The sequence below is a fragment of the Altericista sp. CCNU0014 genome (assembly GCF_044923475.1).
In the GTDB taxonomy this organism is placed as follows: Bacteria; Cyanobacteriota; Cyanobacteriia; order Thermosynechococcales; family Thermosynechococcaceae; genus JAAURS01.
Genome location: NZ_CP137338.1, coordinates 265063 through 287551, shown reverse-complemented (window position 1 = coordinate 287551; position 22489 = coordinate 265063). Strand labels below are relative to the sequence as shown.

Genomic DNA, 22489 nt, shown 5'->3' with positions numbered 1-22489 from the left:
AACACTTGAGGCGTTTGAGCCATTGCTTTAGGTCAGGCTTGCGTTGACAAGGCGTCAAAAAAGACATCCCATAATGGGATGATAGCGCTTCGAGCGACACCTCAAATTTAAGGACTCAGAAATCAGGCTAGAAGGACAGATTTAACCTCATCTTCAGCGCATGGTGACAAATTCTTCGGCGGAGCTAGGGTGAATGCCGACGGTGGCGTCAAACTGGGCCTTCGTAGCTCCCATCTTGACGGCGATCGCCACGCCTTGAATGATCTCAGCAGCGTGATCCCCCACCATGTGGGCACCCAAAACGCGATCGGTCTCCTGATGCACGACAAGCTTCATCAGCGTTTTTTCTTCCTTCCCCGGCAAGACGTAGTACATGGGCCGGAACTTGCTGCGGTAGATCTTGATGGCGTCATCTCCATACTGAGCGCGCGCTTCTTCTTCGGTGAGGCCGACGGTAGCAGCCTCAGGATTGGAAAACACAGCAGTAGCAATGTTTTCGTAATTCATTTGGCGAGGCTTGTTGCCAAAGTGAGTATCGGAAAAAGCGCGACCTTCGTTGATGGCAACAGGGGTGAGGTTGATCCGATCCGTACAGTCACCGATGGCATAGATATTTGCCTCGGCGGTCTGGCTGTGATGGTCTACGGCGATCGCTCCGTTCGCAATCTCAACCTTAGTATTATCAAGCCCCAGATCGTCCAGCAAGGGCTTCCGGCCAATGGCAGCTAAACTCACGGCGTCGGCCAGGATGAGATCTTCTTCTCCGTCTGCGGTTTTGACCGCAATCTCTAGACCCGCGTCGGTTTTGGCGATCGCGATGTGTCGCATGTTTGGCACGACCCGAATCCCGTGGCGCTCCATTGCATCCTGAATTTCGGTGCGGATATCTTCATCAAAACCGCGCAGGATGTGAGTGTATCGCAAAATTTGCGTCACCTGACTGCCCATACCCTTCAGGATGCAAGCAAATTCAACGCCAATGTATCCACCACCTAGCACCACCAAATGCTTAGGCTGCTCGGGCAAGTGAAAAATGTCGTCAGAGGAAATTGTGTGCTCGGCCCCTGGGAAGTCTGGCTTCACGGGCTTTCCGCCCACTGCAATCAAGACCTTGTCTGCCGTCACCGTTTGCTCGCCAATGGCAATCGTGTGAGGATCGATCAAACGCCCGTGTCCCCGAAAAACCTCCACCTTGGAGCCATCCAACATGCGCTGGTAGATGCCATTGAGTCGCGTTACTTCAGCATTGACTGCCGCAATCATATGGGGCCAATCAAGCGTGCTTTCGACCGGGCTCCAGCCGTACCCTCGAGCTTCCTCAAACAGAGCGGGAAAGTGAGAGGCGTACACCATCAGCTTCTTTGGGACGCAGCCGCGATTCACGCAGGTGCCGCCCAGCCGACCCGATTCTACAATGCCGACCTTTGCGCCATACTCAGCAGCTCGTCGCGCTGAAGCAATGCCACCAGAACCAGCTCCGATCACAAATAAGTCAAAGTCGTAGCTCATGTCCTACCTTCTGCTCGATGACCTCGCGATGCTGGGCGATCGCCCAGCATCGCGAGGCTCTAGGATTTCGTACTGAAGCTCTAAATTACCAGCTCTAAATTATTACGAGCCCTTTAAGTAAGCTAGCATCGTATCCGCATCGGACACCTCAAACGGGTCAGTTTCGCAGTTATCTGCATAACCGGGCTCGGAAAACACCTTCTCGATTTTGCCGTCGTTAACCACCATCGAGTAACGCCACGATCGCTGACCGAAACCTAAGTTGGACTTATCCACCAACATCCCCATCTTTCGAGTAAACTCGCCATTACCATCGGGCAGGAGTTTCACCTTTTGCGCGCCTAAATTCTTGCCCCATTGGAACATCACAAAAGCGTCGTTGACAGAAATGCAGTAAATTTCATCAATGCCGAGCGCCTTAAACTCATCATACAGCTCTTCATAGCGAGGCAAGTGCGTCGAAGAACAAGTTGGAGTGAACGCACCGGGCAAAGAAAACACGATAATTCGCTTGCCGTCAAAGATTTCTTGGCTCGTTACATCTTGCCAACGGAAGGGATTTGGCCCACCCACAGACTCATCGCGAACGCGGGTCTTAAAAACGACCTGAGGCACTCTTTCGATAACAACCATAATGTTTTGTCCTTTGCTTACGGCTATAAACCAGAATAATTCTGATTTAAGAATAAATCAACAGTTAGAACTACTCATTTATAATAACTTACTTGAAGACATAGCAGCTCCGAACAAAGATTGATTATAATTAGGTTAATCCCACTGTGGCGTTTTCTATTTAGCGCCCTTCTCTGGGCCATACCGTTGGTTCTACGGGTGCAATCGCCCCTGACACATCATGTCTGACGCTTCAATTAATACCGTTGTTGAAAGGCTTAAGGTCAAGGGCTTGCGCGTAACGCCTCAGCGATGTGCGGTCTATGCCAACTTACTCAGCCGCACCGATCACCCGACGGTGGAACAGCTCTTGCGAGACTTAAATCAATCTTTTCCCATTTCCTCTCAAGCTACGGTTTATAGCTCGTTGCAGGCACTGCAGGACGCAGGTTTGGTGCGAGAAGTTTTGCTAGATGAGGGAGTATCCCGTTACGATGCCAACGTGATGCCCCACCACCATTTCCGCTGCGGATCCTGTGGTTCGATTGAAGATATCGATTGGTCGGCTCTGTCACCCCTGAGCTTGGAAGGATTGCGACCTGGCTTAAAAGCTGAAGGTTATGAAGTGACCGTGCGCGGAATCTGCGAGCGGTGTCAATCTTAGGGCAAATGTGTGTCGATTGAAATCTCAACAGAGCTACAAACAACAGAGCAAAAAAGAGGATGCTGTTTGATACAGCATCCTCTTTTTTGGCTATTTCCGAAATAGAAACTACCAACCATTCTGTAGAGGCACAAAGCCTTACACCCCTACGACTGGTATTCTCTTTTCTAGAAATTGCCTTAAGGGTCAGGAAAATCAACCTGACTGGAATTTGACAACCGCGCATCTTGCCGTTGCAAGAGCGTGATGCCTCGCGCTCCTACACAATTGCATCAATGGAACAGAAGTCCGTTAACGCAAATTAATACTTGTAGCTTTCAGCCTTGTAGGGGCCTTCCACAGGCACGTTGATGTATTCTGCCTGAGTTGCAGAGAGTTGAGTGATGACACCCCCAAATCCCTCAACCATATAGCGCGCCACCTCTTCATCCAGCTTCTTCGGAAGCACCTCAACCGTCACGGCTGCCGCTTTTTCCGATTCAGGCAAGTCAGCAAATTTGCGATCGAACAAGAACATCTGAGCCAAAACCTGATTCGCAAAAGAACCATCCATAATCCGCGAGGGGTGACCCGTTGCATTGCCGAGGTTCACCAGACGCCCTTCTGATAGCAGAATCAGGAAGTCTTGCGGATCGTTGCTGCGATAGACTTGGTGCACTTGGGGCTTCACTTCATCCCAGCGCCATTCCCGACGCATGAAGGCCGTGTCGATTTCGTTGTCGAAGTGACCGATGTTGCACACGACCGCTCCGGCTTTGATGGCCTTGAGCATGTTGGCGTCACAAACGTTTTTATTCCCGGTGGTGGTGACTAAGAGATCGGTCTTAGACAGTAAATCTGTGTTGATGGAGTTGGGGGTGCCATCGTTGATGCCGTTGATATAGGGCGACACGAGCTCGAAACCGTCCATGCAGGCTTGCATGGCGCAAATGGGGTCGATTTCTGAGACTTTCACGATCATCCCTTCTTGACGCAGGGAGGCAGCCGAGCCTTTGCCCACATCGCCGTAGCCGATCACGAGGGCTTTCTTTCCGGCCATGAGGTGGTCGGTACCGCGCTTGATGGCGTCGTTGAGGCTGTGACGGCAACCATATTTGTTGTCGTTTTTGGCTTTGGTGACGGCATCGTTGACGTTGACGGCGGGGATTTTGAGTTCGCCTTTTTCCAGCATTTCGAGGAGACGATGAACCCCGGTGGTGGTTTCTTCGGTGACGCCATGGATCGTGGAAAGCATTTGGGGGTAGGTTTCGTGGATGTACCCGGTCAGGTCGCCGCCGTCATCCAGAATCATGTTGGCATCCCACAGTTTGCCTTCGGGGGTGCGGCAGGTTTGCTCGATACACCACATGTATTCTTCTTCGGTCTCGCCTTTCCAGGCGTAGACGGGGGTACCTGCTGCGGCAATGGCAGCAGCGGCGTGATCTTGGGTGGAGAAAATGTTGCAGGAGGACCAGCGCACGTCTGCACCGAGTTCTTGGAGGGTTTCGATCAGGACGGCGGTCTGAATGGTCATGTGGATGCAGCCGATGATTTTGGCCCCCAGCAACGGCTTCTCGGCGCGATATTTCGCACGGATTTTCATGAGCGCAGGCATTTCGCTTTCGGCGATCGCAATTTCTTTGCGACCCCACTCTGCCAAGCTGATATCGGCAACTTTATAGTCTTGGGTTAAAACTTGTGTCGGCATAGATTCCTTAAGTTAGTTTAAGTATGGAGTTCGAGGTTTAATGAAATCCTTTATAACACCATGTTAAAGGCGGACAGTGTTTCAAAGGTAGTCGTAAGTACTGCTTGAAGATCGATCGTTCGCCCTTCATATTAGCAAAATATGTAGAATTGATACGAAAACCAGAGAAACCTTTCACTATTCGTAGATTTATGCTGCGGAACTCAGTGCAATCTGAGAGGTCAAAGTACGAACAAGGGTTGAAGAAACTCAATTTTATTCTAGTTTTATGGTGAGAGAGCTTGAAAACGATTCGGTTATTGACGATTTTAGCCGTCCTAGCTATAGGCACAATGGCAGCAAAAAACGCCTACGGGCAGTCTCTAAGTGCGCCAGCGCCCTCCAGTCAGGTGCAGCCTGCTACCCCAGCGCCTGATGCTAAGGCAGCAGTTTCGGCCTACGTTCGCCAAGGGGATCGTGCGTTTGCCGAAGGCAAGTATTCTGAGGCCATCGCAGCTTATACGAAGGCTTTAGAGCTCTTCGACACCAACGAGTATGCCTACTACAACCGAGGCAATGCATACCGCAAACTCAAAGACTATCCAAAGGCGATTGCAGATCTCACCAAAGCGATTCAGCTCGATCCTCAAAATACTTTTTCCTATCTCTACCGGGGCATGGCGTATCAGGCAGACAATCAAGTGGAGAAGGCGATCGCAGACTATACGGCCCTGATTAAGATCGATCCTCAGCAGCCCTTGGCTTTTCTAAGACGTGCTGAAGCCTACGCCAGCCAAAAGCAGCGAGATCTGGCTACTGCAGATTTTAGGGAAGCTTCTAGTCTTTACAAAAGACAGGGCGATCGGGTACGGGCGGAGAGGGTCGAGACTCAATTGCGCTTGCTCAAATAAAAAGGGCAGCCAGGACGCAAGTCGTTCGTACGGAAAGAACGCTAGTTCGTCTGGGTCGCCGACGAGCTAGGGCGCGATCGATATGCCTAGATCTAGGGCAATTTGCATCGATGGCGGGGTCAATAACAAAGCTTTGGGCGCATCGACAGGCGGAACAGTCGGAATAGAGGGGCGAGGGCGAGCGTACCACCAGTCTAGGGTTTGCGGCAGCAGGCGATCGGTGTAAAGGGTCAAAAGGGTGGGTTCAGCTGTGTTTTCGTATCCCACCAGCTCGACACTGTAGGATGGGTACCGTTTAGCCGCCATATCGGCGACAAAGCGATTGCCAATGCGTCGCCAGCTGGGTTCTTTGCTGTGCCATTGAATCCGACAGCAGGGCCACGGGAGCTGCTCTCGATCGAATAGGCGACAGCAAGGCCCAATAATGCGATAGCGGAATTGGCCTCCCGGACTATGCAAAATGGAGCCGCTCGGTAAAGGATGTTGGCCCAGACTAGTCAAGGTTGAGTCCGTTTGTTGAGCGCGGGCAAGACCCATGATAGCGCTCTACCGAGCGGATGGTGTAGCGAGAAATGTTTCGACTTGGGCGGCAGTGGGCTGGGCGGCGATCGCCCCCGCTTGAGTGGTCGCGAGCGCTCCAACAGCACTGGCGTACCGAATAATGTGCCTTACGGTTTGAGGATCCTTGAGGTCCGGCTGTTGGCAAAGCTGATGGAGCAAACCTGCGGTAAAGGCATCTCCTGCTCCAGTCGTATCCACGACTTTGACAGCAAATGCGGGCTCTTCTCCCGCAATGCCCTTTAACCAATAGCGGCAGCCGCGTTCGCCATCTGTAACGAAAACACCTTGGACGCGGGGATACCGTTCGATCGCGGACTGGGGGTCTGAGGAGTCAAAAAAGAGTTCGGCTTCTTCTCGAGCCAGCTTGATGAAGTCGGCTTGAGCTAAAACGCCATGGATGAATGGCGCCGCTTCCGCTGGGTTGGGCCAGAACACGGGCCGCCAGTTGAGATCGACCAATCGGGACAATCCATAGGTTTTGGACAGTTCCAAAGCGCGGTAGATCGCCTCGCGGCTGCTGGAATAAGCCAGCGCCAAGGTCCCTAAAACCAAAAATCGAGCGGTCTGGAATAGTTTTTCGGGCAGGGCCGATGCCTGAAGTTTTGCATCGGCAAAGGCGGTGGTGTCCGTTTTGCCAAATCCGGCAAAGTGGCGATCGCCCTCCAAAGTTCGCGTTACGTAGACAATTCGAGTAGGAGCTTGGGGATGGCGCTGAAGTCCTTCGAGGTTGACCTCAAGCGCATCCAGAAGACTTGCCAGCGCGTCGCCTTCAGGATCTTGCCCGAGACAACCCAAATAGGCAGCAGGGGTACCCAGTCGCGCTAGCGCACAGGCAACATTCGCGGGGGCACCGCCAGGGTAGGGCGTCCAAGAGCTGACTGCTTCCAAAGACTGTCCGGGCTGGTCTGCCAAATAATCGAAGAGCAGTTCGCCAATACAAAGAATTTGCGGCACGGTCATTGCGGCTTCTCCTCAAACGCGCGTCCATCAATCAAGACTGCCATAGCGCTTTCCCCTCAACAGGTTAACTCAGACTTTGCACGCCTCAAGAGATTTCTGCACTTACACCACAGCGACTTTAGTGATAAAAGTCAATATTTTCATTTAAGGAATGTAACTATTTCTCAGATTGCGACCGTTCCAGGCAGGCTCTCGCACCAAAACGCTCGACTCAAATGCCCTTCAAACCCTTCAATTGCCTAGCACCCTTCAAAAACCCAATGGAATCCATATGAATATAGATCTCCACAAAAGTTGACTTTCCGTAACATTTCGCAATACTCTAAATATCAGGAGCTCGTTCTCCATCACTGAAAGCTTTGCGATGAGTGATTCACCCTAGATTGAAAGGAGACACTTATGCCGTTTACTATCGATACCGCACGAGGCATCTTTCCCAACACGTTAGCTGCCGATACTGTCCCCGCTACAATCGCTCGCTTCGTTCAACTCAATGCTGAGGATCAACTGGCTCTCATCTGGTTTGCCTACACTGAAATGGGCACGACCATTACCGTCGCGGCTCCTGGCGCAGCTAGCATGGTGCTTGCTGAAGGAACCCTGAATCAAATCAAAGTCATGTCATTTCCCGAGCAAACCCAAGTCATGTGCGACCTAGCAAACCGCGCCGATACGCCGATTTGCAGAGCCTACGCTTCTTGGAGCGTCAACATTAAGCTCGGATTCTGGTATCAGCTTGGAGAGTGGATGGCACAAGGAATTGTCGCTCCCATTCCTGAAGGCTACAAGCTTTCTGCAAACGCATCAGCCGTACTGCAAGCCATTCGCGGACTAGAAGCAGGACAACAAATCACCGTTTTGCGAAATGCGGTCGTCGATATGGGCTACGACACCAGCAAGATGGGTAGCTACACCAAAGTTTCAGAACCTGTCGTTCCGCCTACGGCTTCTGCCGGGCGCACTTCCGTTGCGATCGAAGGGGTGAATAATCCTACCGTGCTCAGCTACATCAATAACATGAACGCCAATGACTTTGAGGCGGTCATCGATCTCTTTACTGCCGACGGTGCATTGCAAGCGCCGTTCCAAAGACCCATTGTAGGTCGAGACAATGTATTCAAGTACCTCAGAGAAGATTGCCAAAATCTGAAGTTAATGCCCGAACGAGGTGTTGCTGAACCCGCAGATGATGGGTTCACTCAAATTAAAGTGACGGGTAAAGTGCTAACCCCTTGGTTCGGTGCGGTTGGAATGAATATGGCATGGCGCTTTTTGCTCAATCCCGAAGGTAAGATTTTCTTCGTGGCGATCGACTTATTGGCCTCTCCCAAAGAATTGCTCAACCTAGCTCGATAGCAAGCGTCAAGCTCGCGTCGGTTCGATCGAGCCCTTCTTCCCCACCAACGCATGTCCCCCAAGTCTGGTTCTGACCTTAAGTCTTCCAGACCTGGGGGATTTAGGAGTGCGTGCAATGGAATCGCACTTTAGTCTTAACAATTGGAACTAGGGAAGGGGGCATAAAATACAATTTTTCAAATCTCTTCATTCATCAATTCAATCAATATCGATTTAGGCTAGATCATGCAAGGAACTGAAACAGATTGGTCTGAGGTAGAAAAGCAAATTGCTCAGAAAGCCTTTCACACAGCTTACAAGCGCGAAACCACCGCCCTCATCAATGAAATTTGCGAAAAAATCAACCTTGTCACGGAAATTGAAGACGTCTGGCAACTCCACGACTATTTAAGCGCCAAAAGACATGAAATTGATGGAAAGTATGACTTTGACTATTCAGCCTTTATCTTCGTGTTCGCACGGTTGATCAAAGATAAATGGTTGAGTTTAGATGAGCTATCGGGAATAGCCGCCGACAAGCTTTCAAAAATGTCTGCCCTGTCCCGAATGTAGTCGTCCACCCCCTACCACTTCAAAGCTCAGCAACCTCAGATACGGCCTAGATCGCCTGCTTGCGTGCAGGCAATCTAGGCTTCACGACCAGCAGACTGGGCCACCAACAAGATAGAAATGACAATCTCGCTGCAAATCGCGTCAGAAAGCTCTAATCTGGCGATCGCCGCCCCGCCCGCAGCGATCGCGCAATTGCCGACAACCGTCAATCTCTTGCAGAACGCAGACAACATCGGGCTTTAATGTTTTCTTAAGATTTGATAGAGTTAAAGGCGCCAGCGTATCCCCATCGCACGTCCGCTTGGCGCACAGGCCCGCAAATATGGTCAACGTTCAACCGCAACGCTCGCAAAGCCTAGATGCCTCCACATCAAATCCCAGTGCCGATCTCAACGTTCCCAGAGATCGCATTCAGTCCTTAGACGCGTACTATCAGCAAGTCAAACAAATTATTTTGGCGCGGCAAAGCGCCATCACCGGACTGCTGCCCGCCAGTACCGCCGTTAACGCCCACGGCGACTACACCGATGCCTGGGTGCGCGATAACGTCTATAGCATTTTGGCTGTTTGGGGATTGGGGCTAGCCTACCGCAAAGTAGACGACGATCGAGGTCGCGCCTACGAACTAGAGCACAGCACCATAAAGCTCATGCGGGGGCTGCTCGCGGCCATGATGAAGCAAGCCCATAAAGTCGAACGGTTCAAAGAAACGCAAGCTCCCCTGGATGCGATGCACGCCAAATACGACACCCGCACGGGCAATGCAGTCGTGGGCGACGACGAGTGGGGGCATCTCCAACTCGACGCCACCTCGCTATACGTGCTGATGCTGGCTCAGATGACGGTGTCTGGATTGGAAATCATCCAAACCTTAGATGAAGTGGATTTTGTCCAGAATCTGGTCTACTACATCGGTCGCACCTACCGCACGCCGGACTACGGCATCTGGGAGCGGGGCAACAAAATTAACCACGGCAACCCGGAACTCAATACCAGCTCCCTCGGGATGGCGAAGGCTGCGTTGGAAGCCGTCGATGGGCTGAATCTGTTTGGGTTGCGGGGCGGCCCCTCAAGCGTGGTTCACGTCTTGCCCGATGAAGTCGCGCGATCGCGGACGACCCTTCTCTCTCTCTTGCCGCGAGAATCTAACTCGAAGGAAATCGATGCGGCACTGTTGAGCGTCATTGGATTTCCGGCGTTTGCGGTGGAAGATCGAGACATCGTGGCGCGCACGCGTCAAAAAATTCTAGATAAGCTCGCGGGAAACTACGGTTGCAAGCGCTTTTTGCGAGATGGGCACCAGACCGTCCTAGAAGACACCAGCCGCCTGCACTACGAACCGGAAGAACTGCAAAAATTCGAGCATATCGAAAGCGAGTGGCCGCTCTTTTTTACCTACCTAATTTTAGACGGACTATTTCGGGGCGACACGGCCCAGGTCGAAACCTTTCGGCAGCGGCTTCAGCCTTTGTTTGTCGAGCGCAACGGTTGGCCGCTACTGCCGGAGCTGTACTACGTCCCTGCCGATAAGATTGCAGCCGAAAAAGCGGCTCCCCACAGCCAACCGCGACGGCCCAACGAGAATATTCCGCTGATTTGGGCGCAAAGTCTCTACATTTTGGGCGAGCTGATTGCGGAAGGCTTTATTGCCCTGGGCGATATCGATCCTTTAGGGCGACATTTGCGGCTGGGATACTCGCCTGCCCCTGTGGTCCAGATTGCACTGCTGGCCGAGGATGAGCGGCTTCAGCAGGAACTGCGCGCTTTTGGGGTGGAAACCCAGACGCTTCAGCAAATTGAGCCGATTCAGGTTTTAGAAGCCGAAGCCTTGGCGCGTGCCTACAGCCATTTAGGCCAAAACCATCAACTGGGCTTGAGCGGACGCCCCATTCGTCGGCTGCGGAGCCTGACCACGGCCTGTCTGTATCGGTTCCAGGGGCAAACCAAGGCCTTTTTGCCTGCTTTTCTAGACCGAACGCAGTTTTACCTCACCCTGGACTATCACTTTTTGGTGGATCAAATTAAGACGGAGTTAGCTTACATCCGCCGTCATTGGTCCCATCTGGGGCGGCCCACGATCGCGCTGCTGCTGACGAAAACGATGCTGATGGGAGGGCGGAGACCGCTCCTGCATTTATTCCAGGAACTGAACAGCGGCAACTGCAATGGGGTGAAAGTGAAACTGGGTCCGCTCCAGCAGCTCTTGCTGATGGCTGGGGTGGAGCGAATGGACGCGCTGCGGGATTTTGAGTTTGCGCCCTCCGACCGGATGGATCCTCGCCAAGTTTCGATTTATTTACCCCTGGATCCGGCCAACTGTAAACCGCTGGCCTACACGGTAGAGATGAGCTTAGAACGGGAAACCGATATTCCCCACATGCTCCAACGGTTGCAGCAGTCTACCAACCTCTACGAACAGGCGGAGCTCCTGCAAACGCTCGTTTATCTCAAAGGATTGGCCTTCGATACGGGGCTGGGCGATCGATCCATACCAAGGGGCCACGCTCAGGCCGTCACGGTTCGGGTTTTACTCGATGAGGTTTACGACAAAGCGGGCGAACTGCGGCTCTGGAGCATCATCCGGCGGGTGGCAGGGCTATTGGACAAGGCAGATATCAGCCTCTCGGATTCTCTAACCTATCTTTTGGTGCGGCAGCGACAGGTGGCGGTGGGTAAGGCCTATAGCGCTGCTTCGCTGATTTCGCGACCCATGTCCCATTTTGAACTGATGGAAAAAATTGCGGTGTTCTGTCGGGAAGATATCCGCGATCGCGCCCTTACCCAAGAGGTCATCATTTATCTGAGTCTGTTGCTAAAGGCGGAACCTCAGCTTTTTGAAGGACTGCTCACGCTGCGGGTGGGGTACTTTATCTTGCTGATGATCGGCGAACTGGCGAGCGAGCGGCACGTTTTGCAAGACGAAGCCTACGAACAGCTGATGAACCTCAGTCCGTTTGAGGTAAAAGAACGGCTCCGTAAGGCGCTGATCGATTACGAAGCATTGAATCAAGAGTTGTTGAGTCAAGAGTCTTTGCACCTGCGCAGTCCCCAGCAGTCAATTGAATGGATCGTGAAGCCGGAGAGCAATGCAGCAGAGGAGCAGCCCGGCAGTAGCTGGCATCGCAAGCGCGAACTTCAGGGGATGCTGAATCGCCTGCCGCCGCAGTTTTGCCCGCGCGTATGGCAATTGCTGAAGCATTGCAAGGGCATCGTGATTGGGGATAAGTTACAGTGGCTCAATCGCCTAGACAGCAAGGCCGTTTTGTCGGAAATGACCCCTGGCGAAACCAACTTTGCCCTGCGTATCGAGCATCTGCTCAACAAAATTAGCGCCCCTCAGTACCGTCAGCTCAATATTGAAACGCTGATGGAATTGGCGGCGATTGTGGAAGCAAATCCTAGCTTTTATCTAGAAGATTATCTGGTGATGGATGTGCTCATCGGTCATGCGGTGCGATTGGCTTACCTGGATCGGTTCAAGGAACGGGGCGATCGCTATGCCGAGTACAAGAGTCAAGCTTGGGACGATTTTTACGATAGCTCGCCGCTGCGATGCGCGCAGTATACTGCCGCTGCGCTCAAGTATTTGACAGGGCTAGGTGCTGGAGTAGAGGAAAGAGATATCCCTAAACCTATTGCTCAGGACTAACGTTCAAGCATATTGATTTCGCAGCAGTCCTAGACCTTAAAATGGCCCTTAAAATGGGTAGTAGCGATTGAATCAAGAAGAGTTCAGCCAGTATGAATAGCGAAGGCTTACAATACGTTTCTGACACCAGCGGTACACCCATTGCAGTGATTGTCCCAATCTCTTTATGGAAAGAGATTCAATCTGAACGAGAAACTGCATACTTATTGAACAGCGAAACGATGAAGCAGCGCCTGCTTGCCGCTAAAGATCGTCAAGACGGTTTATCTCTGGAATCAGTCTGTGAAAAACTTGGAATTTGACGCCGATGCGTTCGAGGATCTAGCCTAGTGGATCGAAAAAGATCGCGCTACAGCGCTCAAAATTATCAAACTCATACAGGAAGTGCAACGTGAGCCATTTTCTGGCACAGGCAAACCCGAAAAACTGAAGCATGACTTAGCTGGCTGTTGGTCAAGGCGCATTAATCGAGAACACCGCTTGGTCTATCAAGTGCTGGATCGTAAAATTCGGATTTTGGCCTGTCGCTATCATTACTAGAAACAAGATTGCGATCGCTCCGGTGGAGTAAATAAGCATGTAATCCACAAAGATTATTGTCATGCCTTCATTTTGGGCAACATAGGGCTAGCGTCTAACCCACGGCCTCAGTCATGCAGTCAAAAACCTTTGGTAAAACGCCGGGCGAGTTATTTGGCGATCGCTACCAAATCGAGCAGCAGTTGGGGAAGCGGGCAGGACGCTATACCCTCCTAGCCCGCGATCTCCAGACCAACGCGCAGGTCGTCATCAAACGCCTTTCCTTTGGGGAAGATTTTGCCTGGGAAGACCTCAAACTATTCGAGCGCGAAGCTGCAACCCTCAAAGATCTCTATCATCCGGCTATTCCGCGCTATCTCGACTACTTCGATCTGGATTTGCCTTCCGGGAAAGGGGTTGCGCTGGTGCAGACCTATATTCCGGCCCAGTCTTTAGAAGCGCACGTCAAGGCAGGTCGGACGTTCAGCGAAGCAGAACTGGTGGAGTTAGCGACGGCCCTGCTCGAAATTTTGCGCTACCTCCACGAGCGCGCCCCAGCCGTCATTCATCGCGATATTAAGCCCAGCAATATTCTGCTCGGCGATAGCTTCGCACCAAGAGTACGCACCGGAAACAGCGTCGGCTCGGTCTATCTCGTCGATTTTGGTTCCGTACAGGCTGCCCAAACTGGAGGAACCAAAACGGTAGTGGGCACCTATGGCTATATGCCCCCAGAGCAATTTGGCGATCGCGCGGTGCCTGCTTCCGACCTGTATAGCTTGGGGGCAACGCTGGTTTATTTGGCAACAGGTCAACATCCAGCAGATTTACCTCAGATAGATCAGCAGATTCAGTTTGAAGAGAGCGCTCATTTAAGTGTAGGGATAGACCAATGGCTCAAGAAAATGATTCAGCCCAGTCTTAATCGGCGATTTAGCTCAGCTCAGGAAGCGCTGGCCACCCTACAGCAGCGGGATAAGCAGCAAGAAGCATTGGTTCTCCAACCTGCGAACAGTAAAGTGATGTTTGCCAAAACATCAGAATCTCTGGAAATCCTGCTGCCCCCTGCTGCATCAACGGCAGCGGGAACGATCGGACTCGTTTTTATGGGCGCATTTGCGATCGCCTGGAATTCTTTCATCGTTACCTGGACAGGCTTTGCGTTCATGATACCTTCACCCATAAAGTTGGTATTCATTTTGTTTTCGCTCCCCTTTTGGGCGGTTGGCCTGAGCATGGCTGGCGGCGTTTTGTTTGGGCTATTCGGTCGAGTTCGGATAAAGCTAACCTCAGAGCAAATCCGTCAAGACTGCGAACTGTTTGGATTTACGTATTCTGTACCGCCCCCCAGCCTGCGTGAAGATATTACAAAGCTAGAGCTGACGAAGACATTTTTCAAAAAAGATTCCGATGGCGATCGCATAGAGGTGAAGCCCCAACTTCTGATTTGGGCCGGTACCCGCAAATACGGATTTTTTGGCGGTTCCACGCTCACGCAGCCAGAACTCGAATGGTTGGCCCAAGAGCTGAGCAGTTGGCTGTCTTTACCCATTACTCGCGAATAGGGAGCCTATACCAAATGCATCTGTAGCGCAATTTTTCAGGATTGATATTGCTATATCGCTCTAAGACTAGACAATCGCGTTCAGACGCTGCTCCGTTTCTCCGTGCTGCCGCAGCAAGGCCGCTAGCTTATGGCGCATTACAATGCCGGGCTGGTCTGAGGCCATGTGCTGCTGATCGTAAACGCTCAGGGGCGTATCGTAGTCCGTGGTTTCTAACACCACGCGATCTTCAGACACCACCTGGCGATCGAAGGCGATAATATCCTCCGCTTTGGCGTCCGCTTCCGTGTCGTTGCGGACGCAGAACTGAATCATTTGAGACGTGCGATCGTCGATGGGCGTTGCGGCGGTAAAAATCAGATGCATGAGGCCGTTGGGATAGATAATCTTGAGCGTCCGGGCAAAGGGCATGTACCAGGTTTGTTCGTTGGTGCGCAGCACCGTTTTCTCGGCAATGCCGATATTTTTCTGCTGGGCGGGCGGGTTGACGGCTTCCACCCGTGCCTTCATCGCTAACCCGTATTCCGTAGAAACCACCTTGAGGGGGGCAGGCTTCGGCTGCTGGAGATTCCCGAAGGAGGCAAAATGGACAAAGCTAAAGTGGGCGTTGTCAAAGGCATTTTCCATCACGCGCAGGCCGCTGCATTGCCAGGTTTCGTAAAATTCAGGAATCCTGCGCAGGGTGGGATCCTCAGCTTCTGGGATAGAGGGAATAGGCAGCAGCGGCTCGTCATCCAAACAAACCCAGACGTAGCCATAGCGTTCCGCACATGGGTAGGACGGCACTTTATAGCTGGCCGGAATGGCTTGCTCTGGCGGAAACTGGGGCACGTTGACGCAAACTCCAGCTCCATCATAGGACCAGCCGTGATAAGGACAGCGCACGCAGCCGTCTACTACCGTCCCCGTGGAAAGTCGAGCGGTGCGATGACAACAGCGATCGCCCAATGCCACTGGCTGTCCGTCCTGCCCCAACCACAGCACAATATTTTGCCCCAAAAGCTGAAAGGCTTGAGGGCGATCGCCCATAAGCTGCGCCATCGGCATGACCGGATACCAAAACCGCCGCAGGACGGGTTGTTGGGTCGCGAGCATGAACTTAGTTCTCCTTAAGTGACCGGGTGTAGGGGCACATACCTTGCGCCCTAAAGGACGTGACGGCGCTGCTCCGTCTCTCCATGGGCCTTCAACAGCGCTGCCAATCGATGCCGCATCAAAATGCCCGGTTTATCCGAGGCCATATGCTGTTCTTCCACCAGCGAGAGGGGCGCATCGTAATCCGTCGTTTCCAGAACGACTCGATCTTCTTGGGTAACTTGGCGATCGAAGGCAATAATATCGGCAGCCTTTGCCTCGGCTTCCGTATCGTTGCGCAGGCAAAACTGGACGAGCTGAACGGTGCGATCGTCGATGGGGGTATAGGCCGTAAAAATGAGATGGACCAAACCATTGGGGTATTGAATTCTGAGGGTGCGGGCAAAGGGCATCAACCAGCGGCGCTCGTTGGTGCGGATCGTTTTTTCGGTTTCGATGCCTAGGTTTTTCTTTTGGATATCGGGATTGAGCACCTCCACCCAATGCTTCATCACAAAACCGTCTGCCGTATCCGCGATCTCGTCGATGGGCGGCGGCACCGGATTTCCGCGATCGCCCCAAGAACTGGCATGGACAAAGTTGCCGTGGGCGCTATCAAAGGAGTTTTCAATTGCCCGCAGACCGCCCACGCCCCAGGTTTCGTAAAATTCAGGAATCATCCGAAAGCGGCTGTCCTCTACTTCTGGAATGTCTGGAATCGGATAAAGCGGATCGCCCAGACACACCCAGACATAGCCATAGCGCTCTGCGCACTGGAACGATTCCACGGCATAGGTTCTCGGAATCGCGTCGCCTTCTAGCTGCGGTACGTTAACGCAGGTGCCTTCGCGGTTGTAGGACCAGCCGTGGTACGGGCAACGCACGCAGCCGTCCGCGACAACCCCTGCCGAAAGCTGCGCGGAACGATGGCAACAGCGATCGCCCACCGCCGCAGGTTTGCCCTCCCCATCCAGCCACAGCGCGATCTTTTGGCCCAAAAGCTGAAAGGGTTGGGGCTTATCGGTACCGAGATGGGCGATCGGCAGGACTGGATACCAGAATCGCCGCAGGACAGGCTGTTGGGAGACTAACATCGGGGCGATTCTCCATTTTGAAACAGTGCAGCGGAAGATTTCTTCATTCTGAGCCGCCCAACGCTGAAATTCTGCCAAACTCGCCACTGAATCCGCGCTCAAAAGTTAGAGGTTATGAATCTCCCTCATAGCGTTCGTACGCCTCAATAATTTTTTCCACCAGGGGATGGCGCACAATATCCCCCTTCGAGAGATGGCAGAAGGCAATCCCTTCAACTGGCTCTAGGATCTTACGGGCGATCGTCAGTCCCGATACCTGATGAGACGGCAGGTCGGTCTGGGTCACATCTCCCGTCACCACCAGACGGGACTTCATCCCAATCCGCGTCAGCATCATCTTCATCTGAGCGGGCGTCGTGTTTTGGGCCTCGTCCAAAATCACAAAGGCATTGTTGAGGGTACGTCCTCGCATGTAGGCCAAGGGCGCGACTTCAATTACGCCCCGCTCCATCAGCGCGGCAATGCGTTCCGGGTCGATCAGTTCGTAAAGCGCATCGTAGAGGGGCCGCAGGTAAGGGTCGATTTTTTGCTGCAAATCCCCCGGCAGAAAGCCGAGCTTTTCTCCAGCTTCCACAGCGGGACGGGTCAAAATGAGGCGCTCGTACTCGTTGTCCAGTAGAGCTTGCACTGCAATCAAAGCAGCCAAAAAGGTTTTTCCGGTTCCCGCCGGACCCAGGCCGAAGGTAATGGCGTGGCTGCGAATGGCTTGGATGTACTGGCGCTGGCGGAAGGTTCTGGCACGGATGGCCTCTCCTCGCCGCGTTTTGACCAACACATCATCCTGGAGCGATCGCCATTCTTCAGTGCGATCGGTATTCAGGGCATGACGCACCGCCAAAATATCCACATCCGAAATCGCGCGTCCTTCCTGCCAAAAGTTTTGGAGCAGATGGATCATCTCGCGGGCGAGATTCGTCTGGGCAGTCGTGCCAAAAATGCTGAGTTCCTGACCGCGCAATACCAGCCGCGCCCCGGTGTGTTTGGCTAAGGTTTTAAGATTGGACTCCTGCTCGCCCGCCAGAGACATCGCACTTTGGGGATTGGGCAGCTCGATGATGATGGTGTCTTGCACGGAAGATTAAAGGATTATAAAAAGATGAGGAACAATTGAAAAATCTGCAGCCCCGTGTGTTTAGGATGACACAATAGCCTGCGAACCGACAGGTACCATCCATCTAAGCCCGTTCGAACCGTTAAAGGATCTAGTAGATTCTACAAAGTTGCCCAAAATTTGCGATAGAACAGAGTCAGTTGCCAAAATTAAGATTGTATTGCGATCTTATGAGATCCGTTTTCCCTTCGCATGACTAACGAAAATAAGGGACAGTGATGAGGGGAAAAGGGGCTATGGTTTTGCTCGATCGACATATCTATGGAGGGTTCTGCTGATGACAACTCAACTCTCCAATACCCTCGCGCACATTCGAGTGCCTTGCGAGTTCGAGCACCTCAAGCCGGCACTCTTAAATCTCGCCGAAGGGGTTGCTCGAGATGGAGTGACTTTAACAGAAGATGCCTTTACAACGGCTGGCGTAGCCGTGTCGCCTTTTTTTGTCGTGGTAGCGGCAGAGTTTCGCGCGCTCCTGCAGGCCGAAACCACTGAAGATGGCGTTGCAGCTTCCTCGCTCACCTTCGACCCAGAATCTATTGCAGCCTTCCTCAAAAAGCTGCGCGCTCAAGTCGCCAAGCACCCTACGCTTAAGGCGCAGTTAACCAAAGCCCTCTCGATCTCCCCCCAACGTCCTGGGGCAGCCTCTGTCTACGAGAGACTCATCCAGCAATTGTGCGGCCTGATGGGACAGCCACAACCTACCGCAGAACAGCTCCCCTCTGCCGTCGCCTGTCGCCCTCTCGTGGATGCAGCCCTTCACCAACAGGTCCAACAAGAGCAGTTAATTAACCAAGTTACGCGTCAAATTCGCCAAAGTCTAGAGCTGCCAGTCATTTTACAGACTGCCGTCCATAAAATTCGAGAATGCCTCTCCGTGGATCGGCTTTTGATCTATCAGTTCGATGCGCCCAAAAGCAATGCATCAAAACGCTCGGCCACCTCGCTTAAGGCCCGGAGCGGGAAGATTGCCTATGAATCCTGTGCCAGCGCTGCAATTTCGCCCTTGGGAAAGGCCAATCTCCAGCACCAGTGGGCTGCGACAGCGGAATTGTATCAGGCCTACGGCAAGGGAGAGCGGACAGCAACGACCATGGTTGCTCGTGCGACGGATTTGTTAGACGGACCCGTGGCACTGCTCTACCAAGACCATGCCGTGCGGGCGCAGTTTGTAGCACCGCTGTTGGTACAAGATCGGCTTTGGGGCCTGCTGATCGCCCACAACTGCGGCCAAGTCCATACGTGGACCCCGCGCGAAATTGAATTTTTGGACCAGATGACAGACCATCTGGCGATCGCTATTCACCAAGCCGAGCTTTACCAACAGCTCCAGGGTCAAAAGCAAACCTTAGAAGAACAGGTCGCCCAACGCACCCAGGAACTCAGCGCAGCCCTAGCCGAAACCCAAGTGGCGAACCGCGTCAAGGGCGAGTTTTTAGCCACCATGAGCCACGAGCTTCGCACCCCGCTGACCTGCGTCATCGGGATGTCCGCCACGCTGATTCGCTGGTCGCTGGGACCTCTCAACGACAAACAGCGTAGCTACCTCCAAACCATCCACGACAGCGGCGAGCATTTGCTGGAACTCATTAACGACATCTTAGATTTTTCCCAGGCCGAATCCGGTAAGGCAGTCCTGAACCTCAGCGAATTTTCCTTGACTGGCTTGGCCCAGCAGAGCGTCCAGATGCTGCGCGAAGCTGCTGAAAAGAGCGATATTCAACTCAGACTCAACCTTAAGATCGTGCCCCAGCGCGATCGATTTGTAGCAGACGCGCGGCGCGTGAAGCAGATTCTCTTTAATTTAATGTCGAATGCGATTAAATTTACGCCCGCCGAAGGGGAAGTCACCCTGCGGGTCTGGGTCGAACCCAATGCTGCCATTTTCCAGATCGAAGACAGCGGTATTGGCATTTCCTCCGCTCAGCAGTCATTACTGTTTCAAAAATTTCAGCAATTAGACACCTCCTACCGACGTTCTTACGACGGAGCTGGGTTGGGCCTAGCGCTGGCCAAGCAATTAGTTGATATGCACCGGGGCTGGATTGAAGTGAGTTCCGTGGAAGGCCAAGGCTCTACGTTTACTGTCGAAATTCCCAATCAGAAACTTTTACATCAAAACGAAGACCTCGTGCGATCGCGCTATGCCAACGAGCTCAACGCGCGGGTCATCCTGATTGAAGACAACGAAGACAGCGCGACGCTGATCTGCGAGATGCTAACCGCTGCTGGCTATCATGTCGTTTGGATTGTCGAGGACTCCACGGCTCTGCAACAGATCAAGTTTTTGCAACCCGCTGCGGCCATCATCAGCGTCGATCGACCTCAGGGCAACGGGCTGAAGCTAATTCAGCAGTTCCGGCAACTCAGCGCAGATCGCGCCATGCGGATTATTGCCCTAGCGCCAAAACCTGCCCTCAACGATCCGCTACCCTATCTCTCGGCTGGGGCCGATACGTTCTTGACAAAACCCTTAAACCCAGAGCATTTGGTTCATAAAATGGACATGCTGCTAGCCAATGAAACAGAGCTTTCGGAAGTCAGCTCAAACTGAGCGTCTAGCCGCCACTCAGTTTGGCCTTGTAGCCCAGCTCCAGTAAAATCTGCTGCACTTTCTGGCGATGGTCGCCCTGGATTTCAATGGTATTGTCCTTGACGGCCCCCCCAGATCCGCATTGATTTTTAAGCTGTTTGGCCAGTGCATCAAGGGTGGCGGCAGAACTCTGAAACCCGCTCGCAACCGTGACGGTTTTACCCTTGCGTCCCTTCCGAGATGCTTCCACCTTAAGTTGCTGCTGGGGAGGCGGTAGTTCGGGACGCGCTGGGGAGGGGTTCGCAGACTCTGCCCCAAATTCTAGATAAGCGGGGCGCTCTAAGGGGTTGGATTTCGGTTTTTTCATGGCGGTCATCTCATGCGGAAGTGCGGGAGCGGTTACGCCCCTTGACGATTATTCTTACGCTCGGCTAGCTTCAGCAAAATTTCAGCGTGGACTTCGCGGGTAATGGGATAAAAGTAGGCCATGATTAACCCCGCGATCAAGGCAAGGGTCGGTAAGGGACCGATCGCCAATCGAATCACCCACAGCACGGCATCGGGCTGTACGGGAATGGGAATGGCATCTGTGGGTTTAACGTAACCCGCCCAGCCCAAACAGGCCAAAACCAAGGCAACGGCTATCCCCAAGCAAATTTTTTGCAAAAAGACGATAAAACTATAGAAAATGCCCTCCCGCCGCTGGCCTGTGTTGAGTTCATCGAGTTCGATCACATCCGGCAGCATGGACCAGGGAATGAGATAGGCGACCGATACCCCAAATCCAGCCAACATGGCCATAAAGTACATCAACCCCACCTGACCGGGCTGCAAAAAGAACAACCCGAATTGGGCGATGACCCACAGGCCCATACCCATAAAGTAAACGGCCTGTTTTCCATAGCGATCGCTGAGCTTGCTCCACACCAACAGCATTGCCATGGCAGTTCCCTGCACGGCCAGAATGACGACTCCCGTTGCTTGGGGAGTTAACATCCAGCTTCTCAGGTAATAGGGAATGATGGTTGCCGTGAGCTGAACGCTAAACCAGGAACAGAGATAAATACCGACGACGTATAGGAAGGGCTTATTGCTCGCAACGATTTTGAGTTGCTGGATTAAAGGCATGGATACGGCCACATCTTCATTGGGGTGGCGCGCGGCCATCTCGCGTTCGCGCTTGCGGGTGCCCCAAACGCACCAATAAATGGGCACCGCAGCTAACAGCCCCAGCACGATTCCCATGGCGAGATACTGCTGCGCCGGATCGGCAAAAATCTGCTTGATAATAAAGTCGAAAATAATAATAGAAACAATGCTACCGCCGATGGAAAACAAAAACCGAAAGCTGTTGAGCTGGGTGCGCTCGTCGTAGTCCTGGGTCAGCTCCGGCGTAAGGGCCGTGTAGGGTAAGTTGACCATTGTGAAGGCGGTATTGAACAGAATTGAAATGAGGGTGTAGTACCAGAACAGCCCCCACTGGTTGGTCGCGGCATCGCTGCTAAAGTGGGGCACGATCCACTGCAAAAAGAAAAACAGCCCTAGGGGAATCCCTCCAATCAACATCCAAGGATAGCGCCGCCCCCATTTGCCGAAGGCGGTGCGATCGCTCACTACTCCCATCACGGGATCGTTGACAGCATCCCAAAATTTGCCGATAAGCTGGGTTTGGGCTGCCATACCGGGGCTCAACCCTGCCACGTCGGTCAAAAAGGGAGACAGGTAAAAAATGAGCAAGTTTGCCGTAATGGCAGAACCCGCATCCCCCGCACCGAAGGCCAACTTGGTGCCGAAGTTTAGCTTTGGATCTGCGGGCGGACGGGCGGGAGGGGAGGATGTCATGGGCAAGTTAGGCAAAGGATCCACTGCATCGGGTCGTGTCGCAGACGGACTGTCCGCGATCTCGATGCGTCTTGAGGATTCATTATCCGGCAAATCTTCGGACGTAAACGGGAATGACGCAGAAAGATAAGCTTTGATTTTAACTGTTCGGCGGGAAGTCCCGCGCTCTAATCGCTTCGATTGAGCGACGGGATGAAAGGCAGGGCGATGAGGAGTTCAACCCCCGAACAATTTTGACCAGCGCTCAAACAGTGAGCGGGGTTGGCGACGAATCGCCAAAAGTGTAAGATTGAGGAACACCAACTAATTACAAG

At 52.9% G+C, this 22489-nt stretch carries 20 protein-coding genes; 9 read left to right on the top strand and 11 right to left on the bottom strand.

Translation table 11 applies throughout. The features are described 5' to 3' along the window. Window positions 1–153 precede the first annotated feature (153 nt). Both gor and R6H26_RS01445 read right to left on the bottom strand, forming a co-directional pair. The gene (gene gor / locus R6H26_RS01450; RefSeq protein ID WP_404787696.1) at window positions 154–1509 is read right to left on the bottom strand and encodes a glutathione-disulfide reductase; all 1356 of its coding nucleotides are present in this window, start codon (window positions 1507–1509) and stop codon (window positions 154–156) included. A 102-nt stretch (window positions 1510–1611) separates the two neighbouring features. Continuing rightward, window positions 1612–2142 carry a peroxiredoxin gene (locus tag R6H26_RS01445; RefSeq protein WP_404787694.1) on the bottom strand — a complete coding sequence of 177 codons (531 nt, stop codon included), beginning with the start codon at window positions 2140–2142 and terminating at the stop codon, window positions 1612–1614. Window positions 2143–2362: 220 nt separating this feature from the next. On the opposite strand from R6H26_RS01445, the gene R6H26_RS01440 reads away from it, so the two are divergent. Beyond that, window positions 2363–2785: a Fur family transcriptional regulator gene (locus R6H26_RS01440; RefSeq protein WP_404787692.1), complete on the top strand. Its 423-nt coding sequence runs from the start codon at window positions 2363–2365 to the stop codon at window positions 2783–2785. Window positions 2786–3086: 301 nt separating this feature from the next. Here R6H26_RS01440 and ahcY read toward each other — a convergent pair whose 3' ends face one another. Continuing rightward, window positions 3087–4472, bottom strand: a complete 1386-nt coding sequence (gene ahcY, locus R6H26_RS01435) for an adenosylhomocysteinase (RefSeq protein WP_404787690.1) — start codon at window positions 4470–4472, stop codon at window positions 3087–3089. 332 nt (window positions 4473–4804) lie between these two features. On the opposite strand from ahcY, the gene R6H26_RS01430 reads away from it, so the two are divergent. Beyond that, window positions 4805–5362, top strand: a complete 558-nt coding sequence (locus tag R6H26_RS01430) for a tetratricopeptide repeat protein (protein WP_404787689.1) — start codon at window positions 4805–4807, stop codon at window positions 5360–5362. Window positions 5363–5428: 66 nt separating this feature from the next. On the opposite strand, the gene R6H26_RS01425 is transcribed toward R6H26_RS01430, so the two are convergent. Then, the gene (locus R6H26_RS01425) at window positions 5429–5899 is read right to left on the bottom strand and encodes a hypothetical protein (RefSeq protein ID WP_404787687.1); all 471 of its coding nucleotides are present in this window, start codon (window positions 5897–5899) and stop codon (window positions 5429–5431) included. Window positions 5900–5908: 9 nt separating this feature from the next. Next, window positions 5909–6883 carry a carbohydrate kinase gene (locus tag R6H26_RS01420; RefSeq protein ID WP_404787685.1) on the bottom strand — a complete coding sequence of 325 codons (975 nt, stop codon included), beginning with the start codon at window positions 6881–6883 and terminating at the stop codon, window positions 5909–5911. A gap of 399 nt (window positions 6884–7282) precedes the next feature. On the opposite strand from R6H26_RS01420, the gene R6H26_RS01415 reads away from it, so the two are divergent. Next, a complete protein-coding gene (locus R6H26_RS01415; RefSeq protein ID WP_404787683.1) occupies window positions 7283–8239 on the top strand; it encodes an orange carotenoid protein N-terminal domain-containing protein in 957 nt (318 codons plus the stop codon). Window positions 8240–8464: 225 nt separating this feature from the next. Next, window positions 8465–8791: a hypothetical protein gene (locus R6H26_RS01410; RefSeq protein ID WP_404787681.1), complete on the top strand. Its 327-nt coding sequence runs from the start codon at window positions 8465–8467 to the stop codon at window positions 8789–8791. Window positions 8792–8865: 74 nt separating this feature from the next. Here the strand turns inward: R6H26_RS01410 and R6H26_RS01405 are convergent, their stop codons facing one another. After that, on the bottom strand, window positions 8866–9024 hold the full coding sequence (locus R6H26_RS01405) for a hypothetical protein (RefSeq protein WP_404787679.1): 159 nt from the start codon (window positions 9022–9024) through the stop codon (window positions 8866–8868). 89 nt (window positions 9025–9113) lie between these two features. Between R6H26_RS01405 and R6H26_RS01400 the strand changes: the two genes are divergently transcribed. The 4 genes from R6H26_RS01400 (at window position 9114) to R6H26_RS01385 (ending at window position 14524) form a co-directional block, all read left to right on the top strand. Further along, on the top strand, window positions 9114–12440 hold the full coding sequence (locus R6H26_RS01400) for a glycoside hydrolase family 15 protein (RefSeq protein WP_404787677.1): 3327 nt from the start codon (window positions 9114–9116) through the stop codon (window positions 12438–12440). 92 nt (window positions 12441–12532) lie between these two features. Further along, on the top strand, window positions 12533–12742 hold the full coding sequence (locus R6H26_RS01395) for a hypothetical protein (protein WP_404787675.1): 210 nt from the start codon (window positions 12533–12535) through the stop codon (window positions 12740–12742). A gap of 31 nt (window positions 12743–12773) precedes the next feature. Then, window positions 12774–12980 carry a Txe/YoeB family addiction module toxin gene (locus R6H26_RS01390; protein WP_404791173.1) on the top strand — a complete coding sequence of 69 codons (207 nt, stop codon included), beginning with the start codon at window positions 12774–12776 and terminating at the stop codon, window positions 12978–12980. A gap of 113 nt (window positions 12981–13093) precedes the next feature. Further along, complete coding sequence (locus R6H26_RS01385; RefSeq protein ID WP_404787674.1) at window positions 13094–14524, top strand: serine/threonine protein kinase; 1431 nt, start codon at window positions 13094–13096, stop codon at window positions 14522–14524. Window positions 14525–14590: 66 nt separating this feature from the next. Here the strand turns inward: R6H26_RS01385 and R6H26_RS01380 are convergent, their stop codons facing one another. The 3 genes from R6H26_RS01380 to R6H26_RS01370 are packed head-to-tail and all read right to left on the bottom strand — an operon-like array spanning window position 14591 to window position 17719. Then, window positions 14591–15619: a Rieske 2Fe-2S domain-containing protein gene (locus tag R6H26_RS01380; RefSeq protein WP_404787673.1), complete on the bottom strand. Its 1029-nt coding sequence runs from the start codon at window positions 15617–15619 to the stop codon at window positions 14591–14593. Window positions 15620–15669: 50 nt separating this feature from the next. After that, the gene (locus R6H26_RS01375) at window positions 15670–16794 is read right to left on the bottom strand and encodes a Rieske 2Fe-2S domain-containing protein (RefSeq protein WP_404787671.1); all 1125 of its coding nucleotides are present in this window, start codon (window positions 16792–16794) and stop codon (window positions 15670–15672) included. A gap of 10 nt (window positions 16795–16804) precedes the next feature. Then, a complete protein-coding gene (locus tag R6H26_RS01370; protein ID WP_404791171.1) occupies window positions 16805–17719 on the bottom strand; it encodes a PhoH family protein in 915 nt (304 codons plus the stop codon). Window positions 17720–18080: 361 nt separating this feature from the next. Here R6H26_RS01370 and R6H26_RS01365 point away from each other — a divergent pair, with 361 nt between their 5' ends. Next, entirely contained in the window at window positions 18081–20354 is a 2274-nt protein-coding gene (locus tag R6H26_RS01365) for an ATP-binding protein (RefSeq protein WP_404787670.1), read from the top strand. A 4-nt stretch (window positions 20355–20358) separates the two neighbouring features. Here the strand turns inward: R6H26_RS01365 and R6H26_RS01360 are convergent, their stop codons facing one another. Both R6H26_RS01360 and R6H26_RS01355 read right to left on the bottom strand, forming a co-directional pair. Beyond that, a complete protein-coding gene (locus R6H26_RS01360; RefSeq protein ID WP_404787668.1) occupies window positions 20359–20709 on the bottom strand; it encodes a translation initiation factor in 351 nt (116 codons plus the stop codon). 23 nt (window positions 20710–20732) lie between these two features. Continuing rightward, on the bottom strand, window positions 20733–22175 hold the full coding sequence (locus R6H26_RS01355) for an MFS transporter (RefSeq protein WP_404787667.1): 1443 nt from the start codon (window positions 22173–22175) through the stop codon (window positions 20733–20735). Between the last annotated feature and the right edge of the window lie 314 nt (window positions 22176–22489).